This window comes from Streptomyces sp. MS19, assembly GCF_047200595.1.
Taxonomy (GTDB): Bacteria; Actinomycetota; Actinomycetes; order Streptomycetales; family Streptomycetaceae; genus Streptomyces.
The window spans coordinates 54,460-71,686 of the sequence record NZ_JBJZOH010000008.1 but is presented as its reverse complement, the minus strand read 5'-3'; the positions used below and the strand labels follow the sequence as shown (position 1 = coordinate 71,686).

Sequence of the window (17,227 nt, the reverse complement as noted above, 5' to 3'; positions counted from 1 at the left end):
ACTAAAATTCACCGCGGCAGGCTGCCGCCCAATCCGCCAGTCGCGCGCGTGCTTCGCCGCCGAACAGAGCCGACTCCTCGTATCTGGCGAACCTTTCGATGAGGTGCCGCACGTCGCGGTTGTCCCGAAAAACTATGGCGCCGAGATCAAGTTCAGCCGTGGCGACAGCCTCGTCGTAGACGGTGAAGGTATTCAACGCGCCGGGCCCTAGACAGGTGCCCAGGGGAAGGACCCCGATACGGATGTTCGGCTGCCGACTCAGCGAAACGAGATGGTCGATCTGTACGGCGAGCTCTCCTCGGGGTACCAAGGGATAGCGAACGGCCATCTCGGTCAACAAGAAGGTGAAGTGTTTCGAGCGGTCGAAGAGAACCCTCTGCCGCTCCAGCTTCAAGGCTGCGGCCTTCGCCTGTTGATCCGCGGGGGCGTCGCCGAGGCTCGCCCGTACGTAAGCGGGTGTCGCGAGCAATCCCGTGATCATGGACAGCAGAAAGTAGCGGAACACACTCGATGACGCTTCAAGTCCAGCCAATTGCAGCTGCTTCTTGTCCAGTCCTTTGCGGCGCAGTGCCCTGCCATCCTGCCACTCGGTCTGAGCGATCCGTGCAAGGGCCATCGCCTCTGCCGCGATCGCCGGTGTGGCGTCGAGCGCACGGAGGATCTGTTCCACGTCGAGCAGGGAAGGGCGGGACTTGTTGCCTTCGATCCTGCTGATCTTCGACTGGGACATGTGGCAACGCGCGGCAAGCCGGGCCCCTGAGAGCCCGGCCTGTCGGCGTAGCCGCTTGAGCATGGCCGCCAGTTCACGGCCTGACTGGTCGAGTTGGTCAGGCTCGATGGCCACTGTCGACGTACTCCCTGAACGGCACCGATTCAGTGACCGCGATGCGCTGATACGTGAGGAACGGTGCAGGATCACTGTCGTACAGTTCGCGGCTCTGCTGCGTTCCGTCCTCGGCGTAATGCATGAGCACGACCGTCGATCTGGTTCTGTTGAACCCGACTGCTCCGAACAGTACGGGGGGACATGCAGGAACGTCCATGTACGAACGCGACTATGCGCGATATTGCATGAGCCGGGGACCTGACTCGCCAGTTGCAAGTTCTCCCGATCAGCACCCGTAGAGGGCCGGGGGGCCGAACAGAGCATCCCACGGTCCCTGGCCATGTCTCCCGGCTCGACCGGCGCGCTCCGCCGCCCTCGCTGTTCGACGACTCCAGTGCGACGCTTTCTGTCGAAGTCGGCTTCGAGAAAGCGTCGCAGTGGAGTTGTCCTCACGGAGACGTCCCGTAGCGGTCGGCGAGGGTGGTGGCGCGGGTGTGGAGGGATGCGCGTAGCCATTGGGGGGCCAGGGCTTCTGCGTGGGTGGCGAGCTGCCATACCGCCCATTCGGCGTGGCGTGCGTCCTGGAAGGTTGCTTCGAGACGCAGCCGGCCGTCCGGCTCCGTCGCCTCGGCGCGGACGGTCAGTGCGGTGTCCGTCAGGTCCTTCAGCCGCGCCGGGTCCACGCGGAGCAGTACGGTGACCTGGTCGCCGCCGGTGCGGAAGCGCGTGCTGCGCTCCCGCCAGAGCCGGTCCAGGTCGACGCGGGCGGGGCGCCGGGCGGGCTCGGCGAGTTCCTCGGCGGCCAGGACGCGGGCCAGCTGGTACGTGCGGTCCTCGCGGGACCGTGTGGCCAGCAGGTAGCCCTGCTCGCGGACGGTCACCAGGCCGATCGGGTCCACGGTGCGCCAGCGCGGGGGCTGGTCGAGGGCCGCGTAGTGGATGCGCAGCCTGTGCCCGGCGAGGACCGCGCTCCTGACCTCGCCCACGATCGCGTCCGGCACGTCCTCGGCGGCCGTGCGGCGCGCGAGGAGGTCGGTCCCCGGATCGATCAGGAACCGCTCGGCGACCCCGGCCGCCGTGTCCCGGTGGCTCTCCGGGAGCGCGTCGACCACCTTGAGCATCGCCGAGGCGAGCGCCGAGCCGAGGCCGAACACCTGCGCGCCGCGCCGCGACCCGGCGACGAGGAGGGCGAGCGCCTCGTCGTGGTTGAGCCCGGTCAGCTCGGTCCTGAAGCCGGGCAGCAGCGCGAAGCCGCCGTGCCGGCCGCGTTCGGCGTAGACGGGGATACCGGCGGCGGAGAGCGCGTCGATGTCGCGCAGCACCGTGCGGGTGGACACCTCCAGCTCGCGGGCCAGCGTGGCGGCGGACAGCCGCCCGTGCTGCCGCAGCAGAAGCACCAGCGTTACCAACCGGTCGGCGCGCATGGGGAGAACCTACCGGCGATACACGACAGAGGGTGTCACGTATGCGCTGGGAGGCTGACCTGCGACGACGGAGGTTCCGTCGCCCAGGAAAGGTGCTTCCCATGACACACGCCCTCGTCAACCCGGAGGGTCTGCACGACCCGGTCCCGTTCGGCTACAGCCACACCGCCGTCGTCCCGGCGGGGAGGGAACTGGTGCTCGTCGCGGGCCAGTACGGGTCGGGTCCGGACGGCGCGGTGGTCTCGGCCGGCTTCGCGGAGCAGGTCGAGCGGACGTTCCACAACATCGGCGTCGCCCTCGCCGCACACGGGCTCGGCCTGAGCCATGTCGTGCAACTGCGGACGTACGTGGTGGACCACGACGTCAGCAAGCTCGGGCCGATCGCCGGGGCCGTGGCGCAGGCGTGGGGCGCCCGGCCGCCGGCGCAGACGCTGATCGGCGTGGCGAGCCTGGCCGCGCCCGACGTGCTGTTCGAGGTGGAGGCCGTGGCCGTCCGCCCCTGACCCGCCCGCGTCCGGGCCGGGCCCGTCGCCCGGTCCGGACGGAGCCGTCGGCGGAAGGTTCTGCCAACCGGTCTCCCAACGGCCGCCCCCGCTCGGACAGCTTCCCAGCATCCGCTGCCGGGAGGTACGCGATGGGTGCGAACGATGTCGCGAGGACGGCGGCCGCGTTGCCGACCGCCTGGAGTTCCCGTTCCCTCGGGCGGGTGGGAACGGCCTGTGTGAAGGTCCTGCGCATGGACGGCACGCCGGTCCAGGAGGAGGCGCACGGGGCCGACGAGGTGCTGCTCGTGCTCGACGGGCGGCTTGAACTGCTGGTGGAGGGCACCGAAGTCACCGTCGCGGCGGACGAGATGTACCGGATACCGGCGGGCGCACGCCACGCCGTCCGCTCCGGCGGATGAGGCGTTGCCGCGAATCCGCCGTCCCGCGTCCGGATCACGGTGACGGCGGGTGGTGCGGTATCCGAGCGACTGTGGACCGGCAGGCCATGGGCAGGACCGAGTACCACCACGACCCCGCCGCCCCGTGAGCGGCGAGCCCACGGCCAACGACGAGGCCGACGGCGTGCGGTACGTCCGGCCCGCCGGCCTCGACCGGTACGACATCCACCCGAGCATGCGCCGGCAGATCGGCGACTACCTGGTGGGTGTGTATTCCCCTCTGGCGTGGGGGGTGAACGGTCAGGCCGGGGTCAGCAGTTCGGGGATGCCCGTCGCCGGGTCCGGGGTGTCGGCCGGGGTCGAGAGGACCGTCAGGCGTTGTGTCGCACGTGTCAGTGCCACGTAGAGGACGCGCAGGCCCGCCGGGGATTCGGCCGCGATGCCCGAGGGGGCGACGACAAGTGTCGCGTCGTACTCCAGGCCCTTCGCCTCCAGGCTGCCGAGGACCAGCAGGCGGTCACCCGCGTCCAGTCCGGCCACCCAGCCGCGGGCCTCGGCGCGGCGGTCCATCGCGACGACGACGCCGACCGTGCCGGGCACGTCGGCCAGCAGCCGTTCCGCCTCCGCGCGCACGGCGGCGCCGAGGTCGGCGCCGGCGACGGCGAAGCGCGGCTCGACGCCGGTGGAGCGTACGGCCACCGGCGGTTCGGTGCCCGGCATCGCACGGGCCAGCACGCCGTCCGCGACGCGGGCGATCTCCGCCGGGTTGCGGTAGTTGACGGTGAGGCGGAACCGGCGCCTGGGGCGCGTGCCCAGCGCCAGGTCGCGTTCGGCCGCCGCCTCCTCCGGCGCGGGCCAGGAACTCTGCGCCGGGTCGCCCACCACCGTCCACGTCGCGCGCCGTCCGCGCCGTCCGACCATGCGCCACTGCATCGGCGTGAGGTCCTGCGCCTCGTCCACCATCACGTGGGCGTACTCGGTGCGCTCCTCCCGCTCACGGTCGGCCCGGTCGCGGCGCGCGGTCAGCCGGTCGGCGTAGGTGGACAGTTCGGCGACGCCGGTCAGTTCTTCGAGTGCCTCGGCCTCGCTCGGCGCGGCGGGGCGCGCGGGGGCGCCCAGCAGGGTGCGCAGCTCGTCCAGGAGCGCCACGTCGTGCACCGACAGGCCCGCGCCCTCCGGCGTGATCCGGCGCAGCGACCGCGCGACCCTGCGGACCTCGCGCGGTCGCAGCAGGCGGCGGCCCCAGCGGGCGAGGCGCTGCTCGTCGGCCATGGCCCGCAGCACGCCGAGCGGCGTCAGCTCGGGCCACCACGCGTCGAGGAAGTCCGTGAAGTCGTCCCCGTCGCCGATGTCGTCGGTGAACGCGTCGCGCGCCTCGGCGGCCAGTTCGCCGTCCGGGTACCGCTCGGCCGCGCCCGACGCGCGCCACAGCGCGTCGAGCAGCAGGCGGCGGGCACGGGGCCGCAGCAGGTTGACGGGCGTGGTGGCGCCGAGGACCTGCTGCCGTACGTGTGCCAGCTCCTCGGGCCCAAGCTCCACCCGGCGGCCGAACGCGACCACGCGCAGCCGCTCCGGCGTCCCCGCCGCGTCGAGCGCCCCCCGGGCGGCGCGCGCCAGGACCTTCACCATCACCGCCGCGCCCTTGACCCGCGAGACGGCCTGCTCGTCGTACGCGTCCGCCTCGAAGCCGTCCACCAGCGCGCCCAGCGCGCGGATCGCGACCTGCCCCTCCTCGCCCAGCGCGGGCAGCACGCCCTCGGTGTACGAGACGAGCAGCGGCGTGGGACTGACGACGAGGATGCCGCCCGCGTACCGCCTGCGGTCCTGGTAGAGGAGGTACGCGGCGCGGTGCAGCGCGACGGCGGTCTTGCCCGTGCCGGGGCCGCCCGTGACCTCGGTGACGGACACGGCGGGCGCGCGGATCACCTCGTCCTGCTCGGCCTGGATGGACGCGACGATGTCGTGCATGCGGGCGCCCCGCGCCCGTCCCAGCGCCGCCATCAGCGCGCCGTCCCCGACGACCGCCAGTTCCTCCCCGTCCAGCAGCGCGCGCAGCCGGGGGCGCAGCAGGTCGTCCTCGACGCCCAGGACCCGGCGGCCACGGCTGCGGATGACGCGGCGGCGCACGACCCGTCCGGGTGACACGGGCGTGGCCCGGTAGAACGGGGCGGCGGCGGGCGCGCGCCAGTCGATGACCAGCGGCGTGTAGTCACCGGCCAGCACGCCGATGCGGCCGATGTGCAGCGTCTCGGCGATCTCGGCGACCGCCTGGCCGTCGGGGAGGACGCGGACCGCGTCCTCGGCCGGCTCGACGGAGGTGGACGCGCCGTCCGTGCCGCGCTCGCCGTCCTTGCCCGCCAGCAGGTCGACGCGGCCGAAGAGGAAGTCCTCGAACTCGCTGTTCAGCCGCGCCAGGTGGCGGCCCGCCTGGAAGACCTGCGCGTCGCGCTCGGCGAGCGCGCCCGGCGTGCCGACGTGGACGCGGCGGGCGGCGTCGTCCATCAGGTACTCGGCCTCGGCGATCTTCTCGGCAAGCCGCTGGTAGACGGCGTCGAGGTGCCGCTGCTCGTCACCGATCTCGCGTTCGCGCACGTCCGTCCCCTTCGCCTGTCGCCGCGCAGCGCTCCACGGTAGACCACGGGCGGTCAGTGGCCGTACTTCCCGGCGTCGGGCGTGGGGTCGAGGGCGAGGCGGTAGCCGCGTTTGACGACGGTCTGGATCAGCGTGGGCGCGCCGAGCGCGGTGCGCAGGCGGGCCATGGCGGTCTCGACGGCGTGCTCGTCGCGGCCCGCGCCGGGCAGCGCGCGCAGCAGGTCGGCGCGGGAGACGACCCAGCCGGGGCGGCGCGCCAGGGCGCGCAGCAGGGCGATCCCGGCGGGGGGAACGGGGCGCAGCGCGCCGTCGAGCACGACGGCGTGGCCACGGATCTGGACGGTGTGTCCGGCGACGGGCAGCGAACGGGCACGGGCGGGCAGTTCGCGGCAGAGCAGCTGGACGAGGGGGCCGAGGCGGAAGCGTTCCGGCTGGCAGGTGGGGATGTCGTGGGCCTGGAGCGGCAGGGCCGTGACGGGGCCCACGCAGGCGGGCAGCACGTCCCGGCGCAGGGCGTCCACGAGACCGTCGCGCACGCCCCGTTGCTCGGCGCGGCGCAGGACGGACGCGGCGGCGGGGGCGCTGGTGAAGGTGAGGGCGTCGAGCGTACGGGCGAGGGTCGCGTCGATCAGCCTGTCGAGCGGCGCGATGTCCGCCGGGGGCATCCAGCGGTACACGGGCACGGCGACGACCTCCGCGCCCGCCGCGCGCAGCGACTCGATGAAGCCGGGCAGCGGCTCGCCGTGCAGCTGGAGGGCGATGCGGCGGCCGCGTACGCCCTCGTCGAGGAGGCGTTGCAGCACCTCCGCCATGGACTCGGAGGCGGGCGACCACTTCTCGGTGAGCCCGGCCGCGCGGATGGCGCCGCGCACCTTGGGCCCGCGCGCCAGCAGCTCGGCCCCGGCGAGGGTGCCGAGCAGGGCGTCCCCGACGCCCCAGCCGTCGGCGGCCTCCACCCAGCCGCGGAAGCCGATGGCGGTGGTGGCCACGACGGTGTCGGGCGCGTGGGCGACCAGGTCGCGGGTGGCGGCGAGGAGGTGGTCGTCGTCGGGGAGCGGCACGATGCGCAGGGCGGGCCCGTGCTGGACCCCGGCGCCGCGCCGGTGGAGCAGGGTCGCCAGCTCCTCGGCGCGGCGCGCGGCGGTGACGCCGACGGTGAAGCCGTCCAGGGGCCTCGGGCCGGGGTCGGTGCCGGTGCCGGTGTCGGCGGTGGGCTGCTGGTGCATCGAGGGGGCGCTCCGGCGTGGGTGTTCCGGGTACGGGACGGCCGAGCCTGTCAACCGGGCATGACGCGGCGGGATCAGCGGCGTTTCCCGGGAGTTACGCGCGGCGCCTCACACGCGGGCGTACGCGGCCTGGCGCGGGGCGGCGGGAACGGGCGTGCGGGGCCGGAGGTATACGGCCCAGGTGACGAGGGAGCAGACGGCGTAGAAGCCGAGGAACGCGGCGAAGGCGCCCGTACCGCTGCCCGTGCTGAGGAACGACTGACGGAACGCGAGGTTGACGCCGAGCCCGCCCAGCGCGCCGACCGCGCCGATCAGGCCGATGGCCGCCCCCGACAGCCGCCGCCCGCGCGCGGCGGCCTCCTCCCCCGCGTACCCCTCGGCGAGCGCACGGGCATGGTAGATGCCCGGGATCATCTTGTATGTCGAACCGTTGCCCAGGCCGCTGAGGACGAACAGCGCGATGAAGCCGGTGAGGAAGACCGGCAGCGACCCGCTGCGCGACGCCGCGACGACGACGAGCGTCGCCGCCGCCATCCCGCCGAACGTCCACAGCGTGATGCGCGCCCCGCCGTGCCGGTCGGCCCAGTGCCCGCCGAGCGGCCGGACGAGCGAGCCGAGCAGCGGCCCGATGAACGTCACCGCCGCGGCCTGGAGCGGCGTGCGGTCGAACTGGTTCTGGAGCACGAGGCCGAACGCGAAGCCGTAGCCGATGAACGAGCCGAACGTGCCGGTGTAGAGGAACGCCATGATCCACGTGTGCCGGTCGCGCACCGACTCGGCGGCGGCCCCGGTGTCGGCGGCGACCGGCGCCAGGTTGTCCATGAACCGCCACGCGAGGACGGCGGCGAGCACGATCAGCGGCGCGTACGCGGCCAGCAGCACCCGGGGGCTGCCGTCCCCCGCCGTGGCGATCACGAGGAGCCCGGCGAGCTGGACGACGGGCACGCCGATGTTGCCGCCGCCCGCGTTCAGGCCGAGGGCCCAGCCCTTGCGGCGCAGGGGGAAGAAGGCGTTGATGTTGGTCATGGACGAGGCGAAGTTCCCGCCGCCGACACCGGTGAGGACGGCGACGAGGAGGAACGTGCCGTAGCTCGTGCCCGGTTCCATCACCGCCCAGGCCGCGGCCGTCGGGGCCAGGAGCAACGCGGCCGAGAACACCGTCCAGTTGCGCCCGCCGAAGCGCGCGACGGCGAACGTGTACGGCACGCGGACGCACGCGCCGACCAGCGTCGCGACCGAGACGAGGAAGAACTTCCCGGCCGCGTCCACCCCGTACCCGGGCCCCATGAACAGCACCAGCACGGACCACAGCGACCAGATGGAGAAGCCGATGTGCTCCGACAGGACGGACAGTGCCAGGTTGCGGCGCGCGACGCGCTCCCCCGTGGTGCGCCAGAAGCGCGCGTCCTCGGGGTCCCACTCCTCGATCCACCGGCCGCCGCGGCGGCGGGCGGGGGCGTGCAGGTCGGCGGGCATGGGGGGCCTCCCACGGGTCGTCGGCTCCGTCGCCACGACCGTAGGGACGGCGCGTTTCGGTGCCGTGGTGCGAGGTGACGGCCGCGCAACCCTGTGCTCACGCGGCGCGCGGCCCGGCGGTGAGCGCCGGGGGGTGAGCGCCCGGCGGTGAGCGCCGGGGCGGTCAGCGCGTCCAGCCGGTGGCGATCGGCAGGGGGCCGAGGCTCGTGCTCTTCGGCGGCATCCCGGCGCCGCTCGCCGCGCCCGCCCAGATCTGATCCCACGTCGGCGGCGGGAGGACGAGGCCGACCTCGTCGGGGCCCGGGGGCCCGGCGGTGTAGCGCAGCCGCGGCTCGATCCCCTGGTCCTCGCACAGCGCGGGGAGGACGACGTGGTCGCTGATGGCGGCGGGCAGTTCGACCCACTCGGGCGGCAGGGAGCGCAGCCGCCCGGCGAGGGCCGCGGGCGAGATCTCCGACAGCTCCCAGACGCGGTCGCCACCGGTGAGGAGAAACGTTCCCGCCCGGGGCGCGCGCCGGGGGCGCGCGGGCCGCTCCGCGACCAGGGCGACGCGCTCCGCGGCCCGTACGGCGCGCAGCGCGTCGAGCCCCGGCACGATCCGGTGCGTCGCCGCCAGGGTCAACGGGAACCGCCGGTGGTCCACCACCAGCGCGGGCAGCCTGTCCGACACGGCCCCGGGCTGCGTACGGCGCAGGCGCCGCGCGGCCTCCAGCCGGTGGTGCCCGTCCGCGAGCAGCACCGGCGGCAGCGCGGGCGGCTCGTCGGTCCACGACGCGTCGCACACCCACAGCCGCTGGACGCCGCCCTCCGGGGTCTCCAGCTCCTGCACCGGCGCGCCCTTCACCGTCCGCTCGACGCAGTCCTCGAACGAGCCGAGGTCGGGCGCCGCGAGCAGCAGCGGCTCGTCGATGCCGCCGCGCTCCCGCAGCAGCCTGGTGTGGAGGGCGGTCCCGGGCTCGCCGGCCCGCTGGTGCCGCAGGATGTGGCCGGTCTCGACGCCGTGGAGACTGAGGGACCCGAGGATGCCGCGCTGTTCGACGGCGCCGGCCGCGTCCCGGCGCTCCAGGACGTGGTAGCCAGCGGCGGCGAGCGGTCCCGCCGGTGCGCCGGGGAGGGGGAGGAGCAGATCTGTCCGTGGGGCCGGGGTCCTGGGGAGGACCAGCGCGGGGAACAGGTCAGGCGGCAGAGTGCTCCTCCTCCTTCACCGGACGCACCGGGCCGGCCGGCCCCCTCCTGCCGGGGTCGGCCGCCGCGAGGGCGCCGGTGCCGCACAGGGGCTCCGGCACCACGATCGGGCACAGGGTGTCGAGCGCCTTGCGGAGCAGCGCGTCCCGCTCGTGCGGCCCCTCCGCGACGACGGTGACACGGCCATGTCCGGCGACCCGGCTGGTGGTCTCCGGAACATGGCTGCCGACGGGGACGCTGATCTCCACGCCGGTCACACCGGGCAGCGCCCGCGCCTCCTCGACGCCGTCCACCGCGGTGAGCAGTCCGGGCGGCAGCCGCAGGTACCGCACGCCCGCCCAGCGTCCGGCGGCGGCGGGACCGCCCGCGGGCCTCGGCAGCCCGAGCGCCGACGCGACGGCGAGGGCGTGGACGTCCGTCCCCGTCGCGGCCAGCAGTTCGGCGACCCTCTCGTCCCCGGGGTGGGCGTGCGACTCGATGAGCCGCGGCCCGCCCGGGGTGACGACGACCTCCGTGTGCGAGGGGCCGCTGCGCTGCCCGGCCGCGGCAAGGGTGCCCTGGACGAGGCCGTGGATCCGCGCCAGGAGCTCAGGGCCGAGCGCGGCCGGGAGGTCGTGGCCGCCCGCGTCGGCGCCGGTGCCCGGCGGGTGCTTCCTGGTGACCGCCAGGACGGTGTGCACCCCGGCCTCCGAGTGCGCCTGCACGCCGTACTCGGGTCCGTCGAGGAACTCCTCGACGATCAGGGCCGGTTCGGGAGTCAGTTCGGCGGCCAGGAACGCCGCGTCCGCCACGTCACGCAGCAGATGGACGTCCTGGCCGCCGGAACCGGTGCGTGGCTTGGCCACGCACGGGAAGCCGACGCGTTCCGCGGTGGAGACCACATGGGCGGCACGGTCGCACCGCTCGAACCGGACGGGGGCACCGGTGAGCTGGTCGGCCCTGGCCCGCAGCGCGGCCTTGTCCGTCAGATACGCGACGGCGGCATGGGAGTTGCCCGGCAGCCTCAGGGCCTCGTTGGCCCGTGCGGCGGCGAGGGCGCTGGTCTCCGTGAAGCCGAAGACCGAGGCCGTGACGGGGAGGTGGGCGAGATGGCCGATGGCCATCATCAGCCGCGGATGGTCGCGCCACTCGACGGTGAGCGCCGAGTCGGCCACCGCGACGGCCTCCCTGACGGCCGGTGACGACAGGTCGGGCGCGAGGACGAGGGTACGGGCGCCGGCCCGGCGCGCGGCCTCGACGACCGTGCGGCGCGGACTCAGCAGGACCGCCAGGGGTGCCTGGGGCGTCATCGAGCCGCCTCCTCCGTCCTTCGTCCGTCCTGTGTCCGTCGTCGGTCCGTCCTGCGTACGGCGGGAACGGGGGCGTCAGTCCCAGACGCTGCCGGCCGGGGTGACCGTCTCGCCCGTGGCGGACCCGGCCGCCTCGTCCGCCGAGGCGAGCCCGGAGGACGCAGCCACGACCAGGAAGGCGGCGGCGAGGCTGAGAGCAAACTTCTTCACGGTATCCCTCTTCCGTGTCCACATCGGCGAACATGAGTGGCATGCTGGCGCAATCACTCTCACGAGCTTTCACAGCGAAGTCGATAGGGTCGCTGTGGCATCATCTCGCCTGTCAAGTTGACGCCAAGGGGCCGGCCGACGTCGTTCGAGGAAGAAGAGCGTGAGCGAAAGCGGCAAAATAGACGCAGCGGCGGCCCGAGTCTACCGACTTCGCGTGATCCATCCCACGGACCCGGTCGAACGAATCGCGGTCCGCGCGGGACTTTCCGCGGAACGGGTCGCCACCGCCGAATCCCAGCTCGCCGAGCTGGGGTTGCTGCGCCCCTCCCCCAGCGGCGGCCGGGTCGCCATCAGCCCGGAGAGCGCCGCCGACGCCCTGCTCGCGCCCATGGAGCAGGACATCCTCGAACGCCGCATCGCCATGGCGGCCACGCGCGCCCGCCTGCACGCCCTGTCGGGGGACTACCTGGAGGCACGCAGCCTCCGGTCGGCCAAGAGCAGTATCGAGATCGTCGAGGGCATCGACAACATCCGCGCCGTCATCGACGACTTGGGCCGCACCTGCGCCAAGTCCCTCGACGCGCTGGTGCCCGGCGGCGCGCAGAGCGACGCGTCGCTGCGCGCGGCGGTCGCGGTGGACCTCGAACTCCTCTCGCGCGGCATCCGCGTGCGCTCACTGTTCCAGCACGCCGCGAGGACGCACCGCGCGACGGCCGTCTACGCCGCGACGCTCGCGGAGGCGGGCGGCCAGATCCGTTCCACCAGCGTGCTGCCGACCCGCATGCTGATCTACGACGAGTGCGCCGTGCTGCCGCTCGACCCGCTGGACACCGCCGCGGGCGGCGCCCTGGTGCGCGACCCGGCCGTCCTGAAGTTCCTCAAGCAGCTCTTCGAGCACTACTGGGACCGCGCCCTGGACTTCGCCGAGGACGAGCAGAAGGCGGGCCCCGAGCCGACCGGTGTCGAGCGCGAGGTGCTGCTGCTGATGGCGGCGGGGAAGAAGGACGAGGCGATAGCCCACCAACTGGGCATGTCGCCGCGCTCGGTCAGCCGGATCGTGGCGCGCCTGATGGAACGCCTGGAGGCCGACAGCCGTTTCCAGGCCGGTGTCCGCGCCGCCCAGAGCGGCTGGCTGTCCTGAGAGGTCTGCGATGCACGGGGAACAGGATCTCGACGCCCTGACCGTCCGCGTCTACCAGCTGCGGGTCACCCATCCGACGGACGGCCTGGGGCAGTTGGCCGCCCGCGCCGGGCTCAGCCCCGAGGAGGCCGCCCGCGCGGAGGGCAGGCTGCTCGAACTCGGCCTGCTCCAGCGTTCCCCGGGCGGCGGCTGGGTGGCGATCAACCCCGAGAGCGCGGCCGAGAACCTGCTCGCCCCCGCCGAGCAGGAGATCCTCCAGCAGCGCATCGCGATGGCCGCCACCAGGGAGCAACTCCTCGCCCTGTCGGGGGACTACCTGGAGGCGCGCGGCATGCGGTCGGCGCGCAGCAGCATCGAGATCGTCGAGGGCATCGACAACATCCGCGCCGTCATCGACGACCTGGTGCGCAACTGCGTGCGCTGCCTCGACGTGCTGGTGCCGGGCGGCGGCCAGAGCGAGGCGGCGATCAAGGCGGCCCTGCCGCTGGACCTCGCGCTGCGGTCGCGGCGTGTGGAGGTCCGCGCACTGTTCCAGCACACCGCGCGGCGCCACCGTGCCACGTTCCTGTACATGCGGCGGCTGACGCTGGCGGGCACCCAGGTCCGCACGAGCAGCACGCTCCCGGCCCGCATGCAGATCTACGACGGCGAGTGCGCCGTGCTGCCGCTCGACCCGCCGCGCCCGCAGGCGGGGGTCGCGATCGTGCGGGACCCGGCGGTGCTGCGGTTCCTGTGCCAGCTGTTCGAGCTGTGCTGGGCGGACGGGACGGACTTCGGCGAGTCGGAGGAGGCGGGCGGCCCCGAACCGGCGGGCACCGAGCGCGAGGTGCTGCTGCTGATGGCGGGCGGGCGGACGAACGACGAGATCGCGCGGAGCCTCGGCCTCTCGCAGCGGTCGGTGAGCCGCACGGTGGCGCAGCTGATGGCGCGCCTGGACGCCTCCAACCGCTTCCAGGCGGGGGTCCTGGCCGCGCTGCGCGGCTGGCTGGCCTGACAGCGGCGGCCGGGCCCCTCACAAGGCGTCGAGGCCCCTCACAGCGCGTTCAAGAAGGCCGCCGCCACCGGCCCCGCGTCCGAGCCGCCCGAGCCGCCGTTCTCCAGCACCACGGCGAACGCGAGGTCGCCCTCGCCGAGGAAGCCGATCATCCACGCGTTGGTGGACGTCTCGCCGTCCCCGTCCGCGTCGAACTCCGCCGTCCCCGTCTTCGCCCCCGGCGCCCCCGCCACGCCGGCGAGCGCCGAGGCGCTGCCCTCGGTCACGGTGTCCCGCATCAGGGCCCGCAGCGTCTCGGCCGTCCCCTCGGACAGCCGCGACGGCGCCTCGTACCGCTCCTCCGCCGCGTCGGGCACGAGCACCGGCTGCCGGAACGTGCCGTCCGCCACCGTCGCCGCGACCGCCGCCATGCCGAGCGGGCTCGCCTGCACCTGCCCCTGGCCGATCAGCGCGGCCGCGAGCGCGTTGTCGCTGTCCGGCACGGGCACGCCGCCGTCGAAGCTGGCGGCGCCGACGTTCCACTCCCCGCCGAACCCGAACGCCTCGGCCGCGGCGACGAGGGCCTCGGGCGCGATCCGGTCGCGGTTGCCGATGAACGCGGTGTTGCACGAGGCGGTGAACGCGTCGTGCAGCGTCGTGCCGGGGCCCAGCTCGAAGCGGCCCTGGTTCTCGAACGGCTGGCCGTCCACGGTCACCGTCTGCGGGCAGCCGAGCACCTCGTCCGGCCCCGCGCCGCCTTCGAGCAGCGCCGCCGCCGTGATCACCTTGAACGTCGAGCCGGGCGCCAGCTGCCCCGTGAACGAGCGGTTGAAGCCGTCCTCCGGCCAGTCGGCCGCCGCCAGCACCTCGCCGGTGGACGGCCGCAGCGCCACGAGCGAGCCCTCGCGGTCCACATCCGCCAGCGCCTCCTCGGCGGCGCGCTGCACGGCCGGGTCGATGGTGGTGCGCACGGGCGCCCCGGCCTCGCCGCCCTCCTGTGTGTAGAGCGTGTCCACGGCGTCGCCCGACTCGCGGTCGGCGATGACGACGGCGGCCGACGGCGTGCCGGCGAGCTGCTCGTCGTACCGCTCCTGGAGGCCCGAGGACCCGGCGCCGCTCTCCGGGTCGAGCCCGCCGACCAGCGGCCTGGCCGCCAGCGCGAGCGGCCTGGTGCCCTCGGTGAACTGGAGCCCCTCGACGGCCCGCAGCGCGTCCTCGGCCTCGCGGAACGGCGCATCCCGCAGCGTGATCACGGGGACGGCCTGGTCGGGCTCGGCCTCGGCGACGCGGTCGGCGAGCGCGTCCGTGTCGATGCCGGCGTCCAGCGCGTCGAGCGCCTCCCAGGCGGCGTCCGGGTCGCTGAGCCGCGCGGGCCAGACGCTGATCTCCCAGACGGTGGCGGGTCCGGCGAGCTGGCTGCCGTCCGCCGCGAGTATCGGCGCCCGTTCCGGGGAGTCCACGGACAGGACGAGCGTCTGGCCCTCTTCGAGCCGGGGGTGGACGAGCGCCGACTCCCAGGCGACGGTCCAGCCGTCCCCGTCCCCGTCCCCGTTGCCGCCCGGCACGACCACGGCGGCGGACTCGTACGACCACTCCCCCACGCCCTCCAGCGTGAAGGCGGCGGTGAACGGGACGGTGAGCGCCCCGTCGGGCAGGTCCCCGCCCTCCGCCTCGGCGGGGTCGTCACCGACGGTGAACGCCACGGCCTCGGGATGCATGTTCTCGGTCACTGACTCCAGCAGCGACCTGGCGGCCTCCGGGTCGTCGGTACGGGCGGCGGCCCGCGCCGGGTCGCCCGCGGCCCAGGCGTCGAGGAAGCTCCGCGCCTGCGCGACCGCCTCGTCGGAACCGTCGTCCTCGTCACCGCCGCGCAGCAGCAGCACCGCGCCCACGGCGAGGACGGTCACGGCGACCGCTCCCGCTATGACCTTGGTGCGGTACGTGTGCCAACTGCCCGGCCGCTTGTCGGAGTCCCACCCCGCTGCGTCGTTCCCCATGGCGAGACCCTACCGTCCGCCTCCCGGGAGGCCCATGCCCCCGTGCTGACCCCGTGCACACGACAGCTCCGGCCCGGAAATCCGGGTCGGGGCTGGTGAAGTGCGGGCACGAGGCGCGGAGATGGCGGGAATCGAACCCGCCAATGAACCTGTTGATTCCAGCGCGAATACACACAGAACGGCACTGCTTGGCGCGATGAGATACACCCCGTGCTCCCACGGGGAGTACGGATGATCATGGAGGTGTGACGACCCACCGGGAGACCGGCATGTTGCATCGTCGCCCCGCTCGCTCTCGGGAGAGAAGTTTCTGCCGGCGGGCGGCGGGAGCACCGATAATTATGGAATCCCTCGACCGCCTTCCGGGCGCGTTCCAGCTGCTCCTCGGGCACCCCGTCTGCCCACTCAGCATGCGCTCGGTCAACCCAAGTAGGGCTGGCCGCGCTGCTCCAGGTAGTGACCGATGCGGAGACGCTGGGTGTGGTGCATCGGCAGCTCTTCGATCTCTTCGGGAGCGATGAATCGCAGCTCAGTCGACTCGTCCGAGATGGCGAGCTCGCCGCCGGTGATCCGGGCGCTGAAGCAGACGTTGAACTGCCGGCGCACCTCGCCGTCGCTGTAGGCGATGACGTGCTTCGGGTCGGTGTAGGTGCCGACGAGGCCGGTGATCTCGATATCGAAGCCGGTCTCCTCCTTGACCTCCCGCACCGCCGTGCCCGGCAGTGAATCCTCCATCTCCATGCCGCCGCCGGGCATAGCCCACAGGTCGTTGTCGCGGCGTCGCTGCACCAGGATGCGGCCTGCTTCGTCGGTGACGACAGCGGAGGCGGCGACGACGAGGCTGTTCGGCTTCGGGGCATGCGGGTCGTCGTAGTACTCGGTGCGGCGGGCCATGTCGGTTCGGCCTTCCTGGACGGAGGTGGCGGTGGACCAGATCGCGTCGAAGGATGCGGTGTAGGTGGCGAACATGCCGCTGTCGCTGTGGCGGCGCAGATGCCAGACCGGGGCGGCGTAGGCGTTCACGCCCCAGACGTGGGCATTGACCAGCAGCTGGTCATCCGTCCGGTACAGCGAGTTGTACAAGGTCGTGCCATGGGTGCGCACCTCGATGCCGGGGATACCGACGAGGGGGCGGTAGTGCATGAGGGCTAGGCGGCAGCGGGATTCGATGCCGTGCCCGAACCGCTCCTCCTCGCCGCGCTGGCGCACAATGTCGCTGTCCGCGTCGCCGAGAGCGATCCGCACCGTGCAGCCGGCCGCCGCACGCTCACTCAGTAGTTCGTTGAGCTTGGGATACGCCTCGTGCAGGTGGACGGCGGCATAGACGAGGACGTCAATGTGCTTGCGGGCCTGAGTGAACAGGTCGATGAACGCGGAGACGGGAAGGTCGGCGCGCTGGTCATGCAGGGCGACCAGTTCGGGGCTAACGGCGCGGGCGGGGCGCGCTTGGCCCAGCGCGGGCCACAGTGCGTGCACGTCCTCCCCTAACGTCTCGGCCGCCCTTACGGCGGTCCTGCGGCGCGGTACGCGACCGAGGTTGACCCAGCGCTCCACTGACTTCGGGTCCACGTCGACATCGGCGGCGAGGCTGCCGTGGGTGAAGCCGGCCGCGTCCATGGCGGCTCGTAACCGCTCGTTTCGCATCGACAGTCTCCCCCGAGGTTCGGGACGTTGCCACGGACACTCACAGGGACGTTCTACCCGACGCGGGACGTCCCGAAATGGGGTTTGGCGGAGGTTTCAGCGTCCCACCGACCGGAGTCAGCATCAGCTGTCCGATGCGCAAAGGACCGAAAGAGGAATTCGTATGTCCCCGCAGCAAGCCACCATCGACGCCGCCACCATGGCGGCGGAGCAGTTCGAGGTCCGGGCTCTGGCTGAGGTCATGTCCCGCACCCTCCCGCAGGCCGGGATGGACCGCATGACGGCGGAGAAGGTCGAGGAAGTCCTGGCCGTCACCGCGCTGACCGCGCACATCTAACAGGCACGACGGCCCCGCCCTCTT

General features: G+C 73.3%; 16 protein-coding genes and 2 pseudogenes. 6 read left to right on the top strand and 12 right to left on the bottom strand.

The window, feature by feature from the left end; all coding sequences use genetic code 11:
* Position 1: 1 nt before the first annotated feature.
* The 3 genes from ACL02R_RS11010 to ACL02R_RS11000 form a co-directional block, all read right to left on the bottom strand.
* Positions 2-844, bottom strand: a complete 843-nt coding sequence (locus ACL02R_RS11010) for a helix-turn-helix domain-containing protein (protein WP_412796674.1) — start codon at positions 842-844, stop codon at positions 2-4.
* Positions 828-968: a hypothetical protein gene (locus ACL02R_RS11005; RefSeq protein ID WP_412796673.1), complete on the bottom strand. Its 141-nt coding sequence runs from the start codon at positions 966-968 to the stop codon at positions 828-830. The genes ACL02R_RS11010 and ACL02R_RS11005 overlap by 17 nt, the downstream gene beginning before the upstream one ends.
* A 307-nt stretch (positions 969-1,275) precedes the next feature.
* Positions 1,276-2,250, bottom strand: coding sequence for a helix-turn-helix transcriptional regulator (locus tag ACL02R_RS11000; protein ID WP_412796672.1), 975 nt, complete (start codon positions 2,248-2,250; stop codon positions 1,276-1,278).
* A 101-nt stretch (positions 2,251-2,351) separates the two neighbouring features.
* Between ACL02R_RS11000 and ACL02R_RS10995 the strand changes: the two genes are divergently transcribed.
* The 3 genes and pseudogenes from ACL02R_RS10995 to ACL02R_RS10985 all read left to right on the top strand — a co-directional run.
* Entirely contained in the window at positions 2,352-2,753 is a 402-nt protein-coding gene (locus ACL02R_RS10995) for a RidA family protein (protein ID WP_412796671.1), read from the top strand.
* A gap of 131 nt (positions 2,754-2,884) precedes the next feature.
* Complete coding sequence (locus tag ACL02R_RS10990) at positions 2,885-3,154, top strand: cupin domain-containing protein (RefSeq protein ID WP_412796670.1); 270 nt, start codon at positions 2,885-2,887, stop codon at positions 3,152-3,154.
* 118 nt (positions 3,155-3,272) lie between these two features.
* A pseudogene (locus tag ACL02R_RS10985) lies at positions 3,273-3,407 on the top strand (NUDIX hydrolase); the annotation flags it as partial.
* A gap of 26 nt (positions 3,408-3,433) precedes the next feature.
* Here the strand turns inward: ACL02R_RS10985 and ACL02R_RS10980 are convergent.
* From ACL02R_RS10980 to ACL02R_RS10955, 6 genes are all read right to left on the bottom strand, one after another.
* Positions 3,434-5,782, bottom strand: a complete 2,349-nt coding sequence (locus ACL02R_RS10980) for a HelD family protein (protein WP_412796808.1) — start codon at positions 5,780-5,782, stop codon at positions 3,434-3,436.
* Positions 5,779-6,951, bottom strand: coding sequence for a uroporphyrinogen-III synthase (locus ACL02R_RS10975; protein WP_412796669.1), 1,173 nt, complete (start codon positions 6,949-6,951; stop codon positions 5,779-5,781). Before ACL02R_RS10975 ends, ACL02R_RS10980 begins: the two co-directional genes overlap by 4 nt.
* Before the next feature lie 108 nt (positions 6,952-7,059).
* Positions 7,060-8,427 carry a nitrate/nitrite transporter gene (locus ACL02R_RS10970; RefSeq protein WP_412796668.1) on the bottom strand — a complete coding sequence of 456 codons (1,368 nt, stop codon included), beginning with the start codon at positions 8,425-8,427 and terminating at the stop codon, positions 7,060-7,062.
* A gap of 163 nt (positions 8,428-8,590) precedes the next feature.
* The gene (locus tag ACL02R_RS10965; protein WP_412796807.1) at positions 8,591-9,493 is read right to left on the bottom strand and encodes a DUF1015 family protein; all 903 of its coding nucleotides are present in this window, start codon (positions 9,491-9,493) and stop codon (positions 8,591-8,593) included.
* Between the two features lie 109 nt (positions 9,494-9,602).
* A complete protein-coding gene (locus ACL02R_RS10960) occupies positions 9,603-10,901 on the bottom strand; it encodes an ATP-grasp domain-containing protein (protein WP_412796667.1) in 1,299 nt (432 codons plus the stop codon).
* Between the two features lie 75 nt (positions 10,902-10,976).
* Positions 10,977-11,111: a hypothetical protein gene (locus ACL02R_RS10955; protein ID WP_412796666.1), complete on the bottom strand. Its 135-nt coding sequence runs from the start codon at positions 11,109-11,111 to the stop codon at positions 10,977-10,979.
* 214 nt (positions 11,112-11,325) lie between these two features.
* Between ACL02R_RS10955 and ACL02R_RS10950 the strand changes: the two genes are divergently transcribed.
* Together ACL02R_RS10950 and ACL02R_RS10945 are read left to right on the top strand one after the other, a co-directional pair.
* The gene (locus tag ACL02R_RS10950; protein WP_412796665.1) at positions 11,326-12,252 is read left to right on the top strand and encodes a helix-turn-helix transcriptional regulator; all 927 of its coding nucleotides are present in this window, start codon (positions 11,326-11,328) and stop codon (positions 12,250-12,252) included.
* A gap of 10 nt (positions 12,253-12,262) precedes the next feature.
* Positions 12,263-13,246 (top strand): LuxR C-terminal-related transcriptional regulator, encoded by a 984-nt coding sequence (locus ACL02R_RS10945; RefSeq protein ID WP_412796664.1) that lies wholly within the window; start codon positions 12,263-12,265, stop codon positions 13,244-13,246.
* 38 nt (positions 13,247-13,284) lie between these two features.
* Here ACL02R_RS10945 and ACL02R_RS10940 read toward each other — a convergent pair whose 3' ends face one another.
* The 3 genes and pseudogenes from ACL02R_RS10940 to ACL02R_RS10930 all read right to left on the bottom strand — a co-directional run.
* Positions 13,285-15,222 carry a penicillin-binding transpeptidase domain-containing protein gene (locus tag ACL02R_RS10940; protein ID WP_412796663.1) on the bottom strand — a complete coding sequence of 646 codons (1,938 nt, stop codon included), beginning with the start codon at positions 15,220-15,222 and terminating at the stop codon, positions 13,285-13,287.
* Positions 15,223-15,642: 420 nt separating this feature from the next.
* Positions 15,643-16,116 carry an NUDIX domain-containing protein gene (locus ACL02R_RS10935; RefSeq protein WP_412796806.1) on the bottom strand — a complete coding sequence of 158 codons (474 nt, stop codon included), beginning with the start codon at positions 16,114-16,116 and terminating at the stop codon, positions 15,643-15,645.
* A 12-nt stretch (positions 16,117-16,128) separates the two neighbouring features.
* Positions 16,129-16,866: pseudogene (locus ACL02R_RS10930) on the bottom strand (helix-turn-helix domain-containing protein); the annotation flags it as partial.
* A 163-nt stretch (positions 16,867-17,029) separates the two neighbouring features.
* Here ACL02R_RS10930 and ACL02R_RS10925 point away from each other — a divergent pair.
* Complete coding sequence (locus ACL02R_RS10925; protein WP_412796662.1) at positions 17,030-17,203, top strand: hypothetical protein; 174 nt, start codon at positions 17,030-17,032, stop codon at positions 17,201-17,203.
* The last annotated feature ends 24 nt before the right edge of the window (positions 17,204-17,227 follow it).

Bases quoted from the DNA above. Each gene is read 5' to 3' on its own strand.
- ACL02R_RS11000 (WP_412796672.1), bottom strand. From the start codon at position 2,250: ATGCGCGCCGACCGGTTGGTAACGCTGGTGCTTCTGCTGCGGCAGCAC.
- ACL02R_RS10960 (WP_412796667.1), bottom strand. From the start codon at position 10,901: ATGACGCCCCAGGCACCCCTGGCGGTCCTGCTGAGTCCGCGCCGCACG.
- ACL02R_RS10935 (WP_412796806.1), bottom strand. From the start codon at position 16,116: ATGGCCCGCCGCACCGAGTACTACGACGACCCGCATGCCCCGAAGCCG.
- ACL02R_RS10945 (WP_412796664.1), top strand. From the start codon at position 12,263: ATGCACGGGGAACAGGATCTCGACGCCCTGACCGTCCGCGTCTACCAG.
- ACL02R_RS11005 (WP_412796673.1), bottom strand. From the start codon at position 968: ATGCATTACGCCGAGGACGGAACGCAGCAGAGCCGCGAACTGTACGAC.
- ACL02R_RS10970 (WP_412796668.1), bottom strand. From the start codon at position 8,427: ATGCCCGCCGACCTGCACGCCCCCGCCCGCCGCCGCGGCGGCCGGTGG.
- ACL02R_RS10940 (WP_412796663.1), bottom strand. From the start codon at position 15,222: ATGGGGAACGACGCAGCGGGGTGGGACTCCGACAAGCGGCCGGGCAGT.
- ACL02R_RS10925 (WP_412796662.1), top strand. From the start codon at position 17,030: ATGTCCCCGCAGCAAGCCACCATCGACGCCGCCACCATGGCGGCGGAG.
- ACL02R_RS10990 (WP_412796670.1), top strand. From the start codon at position 2,885: ATGGGTGCGAACGATGTCGCGAGGACGGCGGCCGCGTTGCCGACCGCC.
- ACL02R_RS10995 (WP_412796671.1), top strand. From the start codon at position 2,352: ATGACACACGCCCTCGTCAACCCGGAGGGTCTGCACGACCCGGTCCCG.
- ACL02R_RS10975 (WP_412796669.1), bottom strand. From the start codon at position 6,951: ATGCACCAGCAGCCCACCGCCGACACCGGCACCGGCACCGACCCCGGC.